Genomic DNA, 11,721 nt, shown 5'->3' with positions numbered 1-11,721 from the left:
TGATATTGCGCGCGTCGACGCGCTTACTTCGCCAGCACCAGCGTGTTGACGTCGTCCTGCACGTAGTAGAAACCGTCGCCTTCCGGTGTGAGCGCGAGACCGAACAGGTCGCCGTTACCCGGCGGCGATTGCGCCTTGTCGGTGTCGATCCAGCGCGCGTAAATCTGCTTGCCGCTGGCCGGATCGATCTCGACGATCTGGCCGTTCAGCGCGTTCGTGACGAGCAGGTGGCCGTTGGGCGCGGTGACCATCGCGAGCGGACGATGCAGCAGTCCGTCCGCGGTCAGTTGACGGCCCACGCCGGCGCTGGTGTCGCGCGTCATGGGATCGTCGATTTCGGTGATGCGGTTGCCGATCGCGTCGGACACGTACAGCAGTTTCTGGTCGGCGGAGAGCGCGAGCCCGGTCGGCCCGACGAGGAACACGCCCTTGTCGGCCTGCGCCCCGAAGCCGCTGCCCACCACGGTTTCCTTCTTCACGACGGGCGGCTTGCCGGCCGGTACGTCGAGATCCAGACGCAGCACGGTGGCCTGCTTGAACACCGGCGGATTGCCCTCCGCACCGCCCACGCCGAAGCCGGCCATGCTGACGAACAGCGTCGCGCTCGTGCCGTTGTCGACGACCGCCATGTTGCCCCACGGATCGTTGATGTTCGGGCTGGAGATGGTCGACGCCACCTGGCCGTTCGGGTCGATCACGATCAGGCAGCCGGCGCCCTTGGTGCCGGTCGTGCCGTCGTTGCTCGGCGTGCTGCCCACGATCACGTAGCCGGACTTCAGCATGGTCATCGCGGTCGACAGACCGATGCCGCCCGGACATTCCTTCAGGTCGCGCGGCACCTTCGCGAACACCGTCATCTGTTTGGTGTCCGGATGATAGTTGATGATCGTGCTGCCGGTGCCTTGCAGGTTGGTGGAGTTGTTGAAGTTGCCGACCAGCACGTCACCCTGCTTGACGGTGCCCGCCGTGACCGGAGCGACCACCACGGCATACGGGTTCTGGTCGCCGTTTTCCGGCACGGTGTTGATGAGCGTCGTGTGATGCTTGACGGTTTCGAGGAAGCCTTGCGGCTCGGCAAGGGCGACGCCGGCCGTCGCGAACGCGGCAACGCCGACGGCGGCGGCGATCAGACCGCGCGCGGCGCGCGAGGCAGAAATGCGCGTGGGACGGTTCATGATTGGGCCTCCGTGCCTGCGCACAAAGTGGTGAATGCGGTCATGGTCGAAAGCATGAGGTTCGTTATATTGGAAGCGTGGGTGAAGGGCGCGGTCCGCATCAGAAAGTAATATTGGTCCGCAGGCCGATCACGAAGGTATTGCGCAACGGCTGCGTCGGATCGTTCGGGTTCTGGCCGGCGCCGGCGTTGAACGTGTATTGCGCGTCCGCCTGCAATTGCCACCATGGGTTGACCTGATACTGATAGGTCGCTTCGAGCGTGGTTTCGCTGGTCCGCACACCGTACGGGCCGCCGCTGAAATCGCGGCTATCCTGATCGAATGCGTTCACGTGATTGCCGACCTTGATGTAGGTGAGCGCGAGACCCACGCTGTCGTTGTCACGGCCCTTGAACGGCGCTTTCAGCACGACGCCGAGGTTGGCGGCGAGACTCACCAGATTGCGGTCGCCCGGCGCGCCCATCACGCGTGCAAACACGCCGAGGCTGCGTGGCTCGTCGGGGTCGGGGCGCCAGATCATCTGGTCGGCGACCGCATAGAAGCTGTAGTCGCCATGATGATTCTGCGCGACGCCCGAGGAGGCCGGATTCGCCAGCGATATGCCGGTGTTGTCGAAACGCTGGTCGGCGAAGCTGCCGTTGTTGTACCAGACGCCGAGCTTGTACGTACCCGGCAGACCGCCGCCGCCCATGCCGACCATTTCGCCGTCGGCCGGCTGGTTGATCGCGTACTGCAACTCGCCGATGAACAGCGTGCCGTTATGCAGATTGAAGTTGGTGCCGCTCAGGTTGTTGGGATTGTTGCCGAGCGGGTCGCCGTCGAACACGCCGGCAAGGGCGGTCAGGGAAGGCGTAATCTGACCGCGTACGCGCACGCCGAGGGCGGACAGCGGATAAGCCGGGCCGCCGGAAGGCATGTCGTAGGAGGGCAGTGCGGGCCAGCCGAACATCGTATTGACGAACAGGGCCGAATACGTGCTGGTGATGAATTCCTGGTCGATACTCTGCTGACCGACCTTCACGTCGATCCGCTTGTTCAGGAACGATTGCTGATACCACAACTCCCACAGACGGGTCGTGTCATCGGCTTCGATACCGCTCGCGGTGTTCAGCGTGCCGAGCTTGTTGGCGCTCAGATTGGCGCCGTGAATCTGCAACGCGCTGACGTTGAACAGGCCGCCCGGCAGACCGAACGCCTTCTGCGTGTCCATCTGCACGGTGGCGGTGGTCAGGCCGTCGTAGTCGGCGCCTTTGGCGAGGCCGCCGCGCAGGTTCGCCAGCACTTCGCTCGTCTCCGTGAGCGCGAAGGTCACGCCGTATTTGCCGAGCCAGGGACGCAAGCCGCCGATGTCGCCGAGCATCTGCTGACGATTCCAGAAACCGGTCCACTGATTCGTTTGCGTGGCCTGAATGTTCAGGTCGGCTTCGGGCGCTTCGGGCGTGGCATCGGGATTGGCTTCGGCCATCGCGGCACCGGCGGTCAGCGAGGCCCAGGCGAAGGCGGTGCACAGCGCGGCACGCCGCATCGACGGCAAACGCGCACGGCGCGTAGCAGAGTCGCGAAGCGGACGCGTTTGCACAGCGAGTCCGCGAGATTGGGCGAATTTCATCGAAATCCTTGTTCGTGTTGTATCGACTGAATTGACCGTCGCGGGACGTCATCACGACGCCCGCGATTAACCGCATCGCTTCGCGACGTACGATGCGGTAATTGGGCCAAATCGTACGCATGCGGCGTGAGGACGTCAATCCAAATGAGAACGATTCGCATCAATATTACTGACATACAAGCTTACTTTTTACGGACTGCTATGAATTGGCATTTGCCTGTAAATCAATTCGAATGAAGACGTAATGATTCGGTATGGCTGTAGTCATATCGAACGCGAGGAGCCACATTGTGTCGAACGGCACGAGTACCCCGAAAGGCTTAAGTCAGGAGATTGAAATGAGCAAACGCACCCTTTTGATTTCATTGCTCGCGAGCGCTGGTCTGCTCGTCGGCGGCGCGGCCAACGCGCAACTCAATCTGAAGCAGTTCGGCATTGGCGGCGGCGGGTCGACGGATGCCGGCGCAACCGCGTCGTCGGGCGGCGTGTCGCAACTGCTGCAGTCGTATGTCGGTGCGAATCAGCAGGTGTTGAGCGGCCAGTCGAGCCTCGCGTCCGCCATGGGATTGAGCGGCGCCGCCGGCCAGGCGCAGCAGGCGGCCGGACTGCTGAGCGGCGGCACGCCGTCGGTGAGTCAACTCACGCAGGTCGGCAACACGCAGCAGTCGCTTTCGCAAACCTTGACCCAGGCGTTCGCCGGTCAGGCGGGCGGGGCGTCCGCTACGCCGGTCAACAAGCAGGCGTTCACCGATGGCCTGAGTTCGCTCGGCAAAGGCGTGAGTCAATACTCGAGTCTGCAGTCGGGGCTCGGCAGCGTCGGCCAGATGAATCCGTCTTCGCTGCTGCAGTCGGGGCTGAATCCGCAGACCGCGCAAAGCGCGTCGTATATCGCGCAATCGGCGCCGGGCCAGTTGCAGTCGCTGATGTCGACGCTTAGCTCGGCGGTGCAGTTCGCGTCGAGTCACGGCATCAGTGTGCCGTCTATCGCAACCTCGGCGCTCAAGGGCGGCATGTAGCCGGAACGCATAGCGGGAAGATCGGGTAAGGCTGTGTGCAGCCTTACCCGTCAGGCTACGGAAACACGCACGCGCCGGCGCGCCCGCTGCGTACCATTGAAGCTATGATGTGCCGCAGAGACCGTGCAGCGGCGTGGCGCGGTCATGCACTCCGGCTACGTATCAATCATCGAGACACCCATGTCCCACACAGTCGATCTGGCAGGCTATTTCAACCGCATTGGCTATCACGGACCGCGCGACGCCACGCTCGACGTCCTGCGCGAACTGCACGTGCTGCATCCGCGTGCCATTCCCTTCGAAAACCTCAATCCGATCACGCGGCGGCCCGTCGACCTCGCGCTCGAATCGATCGAGCGGAAGCTCGTGATGCAGCATCGCGGCGGCTATTGCTTCGAGCAGAACGCGCTGTTCGCCAACGTGCTGACGCAACTCGGTTTCAAGGTCACGCCGCTGCTCGGGCGCGTGCTGTGGGGACGCGAACCGGACGCGATTCCGCCGCGCACGCACATGGTGTTGCGGCTCGACATCGACGGCGAGGCGTGGATCGCCGACGTCGGATTCGGCAGCGTGACGCTCACCGCGCCGCTGCGTCTCGCGCCGGGCATCGCGCAGGCCACGCAACTCGGCACGTTCCGTCTCGCGGACGCTTCGCGCGACGCGCTGCAACTCGAAGTGCAGGCGCAGGACGACTCGTGGGCGCGCGTCTATCGCTTCGATCTTCAACCCGTCGAGTGGATCGATTACGAAACCTCGAACTGGTACACGTCCACGGCGCCGGATTCGATCTTCGCCAGCAACCTGATCGTCTGTCGCGTGCGGCCCGAGTCGCGATTGATCCTGCTCAACGATCAATTGGGCGAACGCACCGCCAACGGCCGCATCCTGCGCGAGCAGACGCTCACAAGCGCCGACGAACTCGCTGCGTGCCTGCATGACGCCTTCGGCCTGAACACCGGCGACATCGACATCGCCGATATCTTCGAGCGCGTGCGCTCGCGTACCCAGGTGGCATGACGCATCCGCCTGCCGTCGCGTCGGGCCGCCGCCTGAAAAAAACGCCCCGATGATCGCGCGCCTCGTTCTGCAAACGCTGCTCGGTCTGGCCGGCATGGGCGTGCTGCTGTTCGGCGCGGCGGGCACGCTCGCGTGGCCGGCGGCGTGGTGGTATCTCGTCGAGATCGGTGTGTCGAGCGTATGGGTCGGTCTCTGGCTCGCGCGTCACGATCCCGCCTTGCTGGCGGAACGCCTCGCGCCCTTCGTTCAGTCGCAGCAAAGCCGCTGGGACCGCATCTTCATGATGGGCGTCGCGCTGGCGTGGAGCGCATGGCTCGTCGTCATGGGGCTCGACGCGAAGCGGTTTCACTGGTCGGCGCCGCTGCCGGTCGAACTCGCCAGTCTCGGCTCGCTCGCTGTGCTGGTGTGCATCGTGGCGTGCCGCTATGTGTTCCAGGCCAACAGCTTCGCCGCGCCGGTCGTGAAGATCCAGAGCGATCGCGGCCACGTGGTGGTGGATAGCGGTCCGTACGCGTACGTGCGTCACCCGATGTACTCGGCGGCGCTGCTGCTGTTCCTCGGCACGCCCTTGCTGCTCGGTTCGTGGTGGGGGCTTGCCTGCGTGCCGATGCTGGTGGCCGGCATCGGCTGGCGGGCCGTGCGCGAGGAGCGCGAACTGACCGCGCGGCTCGACGGTTACGCCGCCTATGCCGCGCGCGTGCGCTACCGGCTCGTGCCGTATCTCTGGTAGTCGTGCAAACGTCAAAGCGCACTGGTCTTTCATCAACCTGACTAGACAAATTGCGTAGTAGTCCAGGCGTGTCGTCGCGCTCGCCGCTTCAATTTCTTCGCTTACCGCTCCCTTGAAACACTTGCAGGCACGGACTTCATTAGGGTTTGCCCGATGATTTCGCCTGTTTCGTGCGAATCCTCTTGCAGTCGCTTTTTGACTCATGCAAGCTTGTCTATACAAATTCAGTTGCAGCTAAAAATTCGGTTCGACGGTTTCCTCAATTACAGGAGTTTCGACGTGAAAGTTAAGCGCACGACGTTGGCAAAAGCACTCATGGGCGCCGTGCTCGGCGCAGCGACCCTGCTGGCAGCACCGGTGCAGGCCAAAGACTGGAAGTCGGTCACGATCGCCCTCGAAGGCGGCTACGCACCCTGGAATCTGACCTTGCCGGGCGGCAAGCTGGGCGGCTTCGAGCCGGAACTGGTCGCCAATCTCTGCGAGCGCATCAAGCTGCAATGCAATCTGGTGGCGCAAGACTGGGACGGCATGATTCCGGGCCTGCAAGCCGGCAAGTTCGACGTGCTGATGGACGCGATCTCGATCACGCCGGAACGCGAAAAAATTATCGCCTTCTCGAAGCCCTATGCAGCCACGCCGGCCACCTTCGCCGTGGCCGATCAGAAGGTGCTGCCGAAAGCCGCGCCGACCGGCGGCGTCGTCAAGCTGTCGGGCGATCCGAAGGCCGACCAGCCGACCGTCGACGCCTTGCGCAAGCAGCTGAAGGGCAAGACCATCGGCATCCAGTCGGGCACGGTCTACACCAAGTTCATCAACGACGGCTTCAAGGACGTCGCCACGATCCGCGTCTACAAGACGTCGCCTGAGCGCGATCTGGATCTGGCGAACGGCCGCATCGACGCCTCGTTCGACGACGTCACCTACTACGCCGCCAACATCGACAAGAAAGAAACCGCGTCGATCGTGATGGCCGGTCCGAAGATCGGCGGTCCGATCTGGGGGCCGGGCGAAGGTCTGGCGTTCCGCAAACAGGACGCCGATCTGAAAGCGAAGTTCGACACGGCGATCGCCGCCGCGCTCGCGGACGGCACGGTCAAGAAACTCTCGGCCAAGTGGTTCAAGACCGACGTCACGCCCTGATTCGTCGGCGTCGTGAACTGTAGCGGTGCGCGCGTCGTCGGGCGCCGCACCGGCCGGCCGGTTCGAACCACGGTCATGCACGAGGAGTAAGGAATGGCACTGATAGAGATGCTCGGCTTCGGGCCGGAAGGCTGGGGCGGCGTGTTGCTGCTCGCGGCGTTGATGACCGTCGCGCTGACGCTGGCGGCGCTGGCGGTCGGCGCCGTGTTCGGCGGTCTGATCGCGGCGGCCAAGCTGTCGCGCTTTCGCGTGCTGCGCGTAATCGGCGACCTGTACACCACGGTGTTTCGCGGCGTGCCCGAACTGCTCGTCATCTATCTGTTCTATTTCGGCGGCTCGACGCTCGTGACCACGGTCGGCCAGTGGTTCGGCGCGGAAGGTTTCGTCGGCGTGCCGCCGTTCGTGATCGGCGCGCTTGCCGTGGGCATGATTTCCGGCGCGTACCAGGCCGAGGTCTATCGCGCCGCGGTGCTCGCCGTGTCGCGCGGCGAACTCGAAGCCGCGCGTTCGATCGGCATGCCCACGCTCACCATGGCGCGCCGCATCCTGATTCCGCAAGTGCTGCGCTTCGCGTTGCCCGGCATCGGCAACGTCTGGCAACTGAGCCTCAAAGACTCCGCGCTGATCTCCGTCACCGGCCTCGCCGAACTGCTGCGTACGAGCCAGGTGGCGGCGGGCTCCACGCATCAGTACTTCACGTTCTTCGTGGTGGGCGGCGCACTCTATCTGCTGATGACCAGCATCTCGAACCGGATCTTCAACCGCGCCGAAGCGCGCGTCGGCCGATCCTTCAAGCGCAACTTCGCGCGCAACTGACGAGGACCGGACATCATGCATATCGACTTCGATTTCCTGCTCGACACGCTGCGTCAGCTAATCGCCGCCGTGCCGACCACGCTCGGACTATTTTTCTGTTCGCTGATTCTCGGCGGGCTGCTCTCGCTCGTGATCGTGACGATGCGCGTGTCGCCGAACTGGCTGCCCAACCGGTTTGCGCGCGCCTATATTCTGGTGTTTCGCGGCTCGCCGCTGCTGATTCAAATGTTCCTCGTGTACTACGGCATGGGCCAGTTCGGCGTGATTCGCGAGAGCTTCCTGTGGCCGGTTCTGCGCGAGCCTTATATGTGCGCGGTGTTGTCGCTCGCGCTCTGCACGGCGGGCTATACCGCCGAAATCATTCGCGGCGGTCTGATGGCCGTGCCGGTCGGGCAGATCGAGGCGGGTTACTCGATCGGTCTATCGGGCTTCGCGCTGCTGCGCCGCGTGATCGGCCCGATCGCGCTGCGTCAGTGCCTGCCGGCGTACTCGACCGAAGCCGTGCTGCTGGTCAAATCCACCGCGCTCGCCAGTCTCGTCACCGTGTGGGAAGTCACCGGCGTGGCGCAGCAGATCATCCAGCAAACCTATCGCACCACCGAAGTGTTCATCTGCGCTGCGTTGATCTATCTGTTCCTGAATTTCGTCATCGTGCGTTTGCTCGGGCTGCTGGAGACGCGTCTGTCGCGTCATCTGCGCGCGGCACCGCCGCAAAGCGCGCCGGCGCGTCCGCTGTCAACGCCGAATTCGTCGGCAGCCGCGACCGAGGCAGGCCGCGCCGCGCCCTGAGCCTGGACGCTCAGACACGTTGAATCCGCTGAATCCGCAGAATCTGGAGAACCTCATGAACGCACCCGCACCCGTCGCCCTGTCGGTCAGGAACATCCACAAGTCTTTCGGCGAGCATCACGTGCTCAAGGGTATTTCGCTCGACGCGCATCAAGGCGATGTCATTTCGATTCTCGGCGCGAGCGGCTCGGGCAAGAGCACCTTTCTGCGCTGCCTGAATCTGCTCGAAACGCCCGACGACGGCTCGGTCGCGCTCGCGGGCGAAGAGCTGAAAATGAAACGCCGTAGCGACGGCAAGCTGCAACCGAGCGATCGCCGTCAGGTGGACCGCGTGCGTTCGCAACTCGGCATGGTGTTCCAGAACTTCAACCTCTGGTCGCATATGACCGTGCTGGAAAATCTGATCGAAGGACCGATGCGCGTGCAGAAGCGCAGCCGCGCCGAGTCGGTCGAAGAAGCCGAGGCGCTGCTCGCGAAAGTCGGTCTCGCGGAAAAACGCGGCCACTATCCGGCGCATCTGTCGGGCGGACAGCAGCAGCGCGTCGCCATCGCCCGCGCGCTGGCCATGCATCCCAAGGTCATGCTGTTCGACGAACCCACGTCCGCGCTCGACCCGGAACTGGTGGGCGAAGTGCTGCGCGTGATGCGCTCGCTCGCGGAAGAGGGCCGCACGATGCTCGTGGTCACGCACGAAATGGGCTTTGCGCGTCACGTGTCGAATCGCGTGATGTTCCTGCATCAGGGACAGGTGGAAGCCGACGGCACGCCGGACGAAGTCTTCGTCGAAAGCAAGTCGGAACGCTTCCGGCAGTTCGTCTCGAGCCATCAGGACCGCACCACCAACTAATCCCTCAGCGAGCACTACCATGGCCGTGATCCGTTCCGATCGTCCTCTCGACTGGGTTCAGGTGGCGGCTGTCGCCGCCGGCGAACCGCTCGAACTTTCCGCTGCCGCCCGCGAGCGCGTGGCTGCCGCGCGCGTGCTCGTCGAGCAGATCGTCGAGCGCGGCATTCGCGCTTATGGCGTGAATACCGGCGTCGGCGCGTTGTGCGACGTGATCGTCTCGCCGACCGAGCAGCGTACGCTGTCGCGCAACATTCTGATGAGTCACGCGGTAGGCGTGGGTGCGCCGTTGGGTGTGGCCGAAACGCGCGCCATCATGGCGGCAGCGGTCAACAATTTCGCGCACGGTCACTCGGGCATCCGTCTCGAGGTGGCCGATCAACTGGTCGCGCTGCTCAATGCCGATTGTCTGCCGGAAGTGCCGGCGTTCGGCTCGGTCGGCTATCTGAGCCACATGGCGCATATCGCGCTCGTGTGCATCGGCGAAGGCTACGTGCGATATCGCGGCGAGCGCATCAAGGGCCGCGACGCGTTGCAGATGCTCGGGCTTCAGCCGCTCGTGCTGGAAGCCAAGGAGGGCCTGAGCCTCATCAACGGCACGCCTTGCGTGACGGGGCTCGCGGCGCTCGCGCTGGCGCGTGCCGCACGGCTGCTCGACTGGACCGACATCGTCGCGGCCATGAGCTTCGAAAATCTGCGCGGCCAGCTCGCCGCGTTCGACGCCGACTCGCTGGCACTGCGCATTTCGCCGGGGCTGAATCTGGTGGGCGAACGCATGCGCGCGGCGCTCGCCGACAGCGGCATTCTCGCGGCCGTGGTCGGCCAGCGCACGCAAGACCCGCTGAGCATGCGGACCATTCCGCACGTGCACGGCGCCGCGCGCGACGTGCTCGCCGCGACCGCCGACGTGGTCAATCGCGAGCTTGCTTCCATCACGGACAACCCGATCGTCGCCGGCACGCCGGACGAGCCGCGCGTGTATTCGCAGGCGCACGCGGTGGGCGCCTCCATCGCGCTCGCCATGGACAGCCTCGCCACCGCCATCGCGCAGGTCGCGGCGATGGCCGAGCGGCGTCTGGACCGGCTCGTCAATCCGCTCGTGAGCAACTTGCCGGCGTTTCTCGCCGAGCCGGGCGGCACCTGTTCCGGCTTCATGATCGCGCAGTACACGGCGGCCTCGCTGGTCGCGCAGAACCGGCGCCTCGCGATGCCCGCGAGTCTCGACGGCGGCATCACCTCGGGTCTGCAGGAAGACCATCTGTGCCACGCCACGCCGGCCGCACTCAAGGCGCTGGAGATCGTCGACAACGCGGGACGCATCGTCGCCATCGAACTGCTCGCGGCGGCACAGGCCTACGACCTGCAAAGCATCGACGCAGCGCGCGCGCCGCACACCGACGCACTGTGGCAACGCGTGCGCCGTCTGGTGCCGACCTATCGCGACGACCGTCCGCTCGCCGACGACATGAGCGTCGCGTTTCGCATGATCGCCGACGGTGCGCCGCCGCCGTTGCCGACGCCTGGCACGATCCGGCCGGAACCGTCCGGCACCCTCGGCGCCTTCGACGCAGCGGGCCTCGCCAATCTCGCGAGTGTCGCGAACCTCGCGGCGGCGTCGCGCGGTGTCGGCGCCGGCATGCAGGACACGGACAAGCTCACGCAGCTGGCGAGCGTGGCGAACATGGCCGTTGCATCTCACGCGGCCAACGACGGCCAGAACGCGGCCAGCATCGCATGACGGAGACAGCGCCGGCGCGCGGGCCGACCCGCCTGCGCGCCGGTCAATTGCGTACCACCCACGAGGTCGACGTGAACACCATTACAAACACAGACGCGCACAGCGCCGAGAGTCAAAGCCAACCGGGCCGGCATCACGACACGCCGGCGAAAGCGCTGCCCGCGTACGAGCAGATCAAGCGCTACGTCATCAAACGCATCGGCGAGGGCGCCTGGAAGCCGGGCGGTCTGATCCCGTCGGAAGCGGAACTGGTGAAGGAGTTCGGCGTGGCGCGCATGACGGTGTCGCGGGCGCTGCGCGAACTGACCGCCGAGCGCGTGTTGACGCGCGTGCAGGGTTCGGGCACGTTCGTCGCGCCCCAGCGCTATGAATCGACCGTGCTGGAAATCCGCAATATCGCGGACGAAATTGCGGCGCGCGGCCACCGCCATTCGGCGCGCGTGCTGACGCTCGCGCCGGGCGACGACTCGCACGCACTCGATGCGCTCGGGCTCGCCGCCGGCCCGGCGTTCCATTCGTGCATCGTGCACAGCGAAGAGGGCGAGCCGATCCAGTACGAAGACCGCTACGTCAATCCGAAAGTGTTTCCGGCGTATCTGCAACAGGACTTCACCGTCGAAACACCGAACCACTACATGGTGCGGCTCGCGCCGATCCAGCGCGCGGAATTCCGCATCTATGCGCAGAAACCGGACGCCCATGTGCGCCGTCATCTGATGATGGAAATCGGCGAGCCGTGTCTGCTCTTATGGCGTCGCACCTGGGTCGGGGAAGACGTCGCCACGTCGGTGCGTCTGTGGCATCCGGCTTCGCGTTTCCATCTGGCCGGCAACGTCTGAGTTGCGCG

General features: G+C 64.7%; 11 protein-coding genes. 9 read left to right on the top strand and 2 right to left on the bottom strand.

The features are described from left to right. Window positions 1-23: 23 nt before the first annotated feature. Window positions 24-1,175, bottom strand: coding sequence for a hypothetical protein (locus tag P3T18_RS34270; protein ID WP_429304415.1), 1,152 nt, complete (start codon window positions 1,173-1,175; stop codon window positions 24-26). 100 nt (window positions 1,176-1,275) lie between these two features. Beyond that, entirely contained in the window at window positions 1,276-2,784 is a 1,509-nt protein-coding gene (locus tag P3T18_RS34265) for a carbohydrate porin (RefSeq protein WP_429304414.1), read from the bottom strand. Window positions 2,785-3,122: 338 nt separating this feature from the next. On the opposite strand from P3T18_RS34265, the gene P3T18_RS34260 reads away from it, so the two are divergent. From P3T18_RS34260 to hutC, 9 genes are all read left to right on the top strand, one after another. Continuing rightward, window positions 3,123-3,800 (top strand): hypothetical protein, encoded by a 678-nt coding sequence (locus P3T18_RS34260; protein ID WP_429304413.1) that lies wholly within the window; start codon window positions 3,123-3,125, stop codon window positions 3,798-3,800. 180 nt (window positions 3,801-3,980) lie between these two features. Continuing rightward, window positions 3,981-4,817 carry an arylamine N-acetyltransferase family protein gene (locus tag P3T18_RS34255; RefSeq protein WP_429304412.1) on the top strand — a complete coding sequence of 279 codons (837 nt, stop codon included), beginning with the start codon at window positions 3,981-3,983 and terminating at the stop codon, window positions 4,815-4,817. A gap of 49 nt (window positions 4,818-4,866) precedes the next feature. Next, on the top strand, window positions 4,867-5,547 hold the full coding sequence (locus P3T18_RS34250; protein WP_429304411.1) for a methyltransferase family protein: 681 nt from the start codon (window positions 4,867-4,869) through the stop codon (window positions 5,545-5,547). A 315-nt stretch (window positions 5,548-5,862) separates the two neighbouring features. Next, window positions 5,863-6,687, top strand: a complete 825-nt coding sequence (locus tag P3T18_RS34245; protein ID WP_429304458.1) for a transporter substrate-binding domain-containing protein — start codon at window positions 5,863-5,865, stop codon at window positions 6,685-6,687. Window positions 6,688-6,780: 93 nt separating this feature from the next. Continuing rightward, the gene (locus tag P3T18_RS34240) at window positions 6,781-7,503 is read left to right on the top strand and encodes an ABC transporter permease (protein ID WP_429304410.1); all 723 of its coding nucleotides are present in this window, start codon (window positions 6,781-6,783) and stop codon (window positions 7,501-7,503) included. A gap of 15 nt (window positions 7,504-7,518) precedes the next feature. After that, window positions 7,519-8,292, top strand: a complete 774-nt coding sequence (locus P3T18_RS34235; RefSeq protein ID WP_429304409.1) for an ABC transporter permease — start codon at window positions 7,519-7,521, stop codon at window positions 8,290-8,292. A 55-nt stretch (window positions 8,293-8,347) separates the two neighbouring features. Beyond that, window positions 8,348-9,139: an ABC transporter ATP-binding protein gene (locus P3T18_RS34230; RefSeq protein WP_429304408.1), complete on the top strand. Its 792-nt coding sequence runs from the start codon at window positions 8,348-8,350 to the stop codon at window positions 9,137-9,139. A gap of 19 nt (window positions 9,140-9,158) precedes the next feature. Continuing rightward, entirely contained in the window at window positions 9,159-10,874 is a 1,716-nt protein-coding gene (locus P3T18_RS34225) for an HAL/PAL/TAL family ammonia-lyase (RefSeq protein ID WP_429304407.1), read from the top strand. Window positions 10,875-10,954: 80 nt separating this feature from the next. Beyond that, window positions 10,955-11,713, top strand: a complete 759-nt coding sequence (hutC, locus tag P3T18_RS34220) for a histidine utilization repressor (RefSeq protein ID WP_429304457.1) — start codon at window positions 10,955-10,957, stop codon at window positions 11,711-11,713. The last annotated feature ends 8 nt before the right edge of the window (window positions 11,714-11,721 follow it).

The organism is Paraburkholderia sp. GAS199, assembly GCF_050436585.1.
GTDB lineage: Bacteria > Pseudomonadota > Gammaproteobacteria > Burkholderiales > Burkholderiaceae > Paraburkholderia.
Note: the sequence above shows the minus strand (reverse complement) of the source record. Positions and strands in the feature narration are given on the sequence as shown.

Excerpts from the sequence above, each read along its gene's own strand:
- P3T18_RS34245 (WP_429304458.1), top strand. The coding sequence starts at position 5,863 with ATGGGCGCCGTGCTCGGCGCAGCGACCCTGCTGGCAGCACCGGTGCAG.
- P3T18_RS34260 (WP_429304413.1), top strand. The coding sequence starts at position 3,123 with ATGAGCAAACGCACCCTTTTGATTTCATTGCTCGCGAGCGCTGGTCTG.
- P3T18_RS34250 (WP_429304411.1), top strand. The coding sequence starts at position 4,867 with ATGATCGCGCGCCTCGTTCTGCAAACGCTGCTCGGTCTGGCCGGCATG.
- P3T18_RS34270 (WP_429304415.1), bottom strand. The coding sequence starts at position 1,175 with ATGAACCGTCCCACGCGCATTTCTGCCTCGCGCGCCGCGCGCGGTCTG.
- P3T18_RS34230 (WP_429304408.1), top strand. The coding sequence starts at position 8,348 with ATGAACGCACCCGCACCCGTCGCCCTGTCGGTCAGGAACATCCACAAG.
- P3T18_RS34255 (WP_429304412.1), top strand. The coding sequence starts at position 3,981 with ATGTCCCACACAGTCGATCTGGCAGGCTATTTCAACCGCATTGGCTAT.
- P3T18_RS34235 (WP_429304409.1), top strand. The coding sequence starts at position 7,519 with ATGCATATCGACTTCGATTTCCTGCTCGACACGCTGCGTCAGCTAATC.
- P3T18_RS34225 (WP_429304407.1), top strand. The coding sequence starts at position 9,159 with ATGGCCGTGATCCGTTCCGATCGTCCTCTCGACTGGGTTCAGGTGGCG.
- P3T18_RS34265 (WP_429304414.1), bottom strand. The coding sequence starts at position 2,784 with ATGAAATTCGCCCAATCTCGCGGACTCGCTGTGCAAACGCGTCCGCTT.
- P3T18_RS34240 (WP_429304410.1), top strand. The coding sequence starts at position 6,781 with ATGGCACTGATAGAGATGCTCGGCTTCGGGCCGGAAGGCTGGGGCGGC.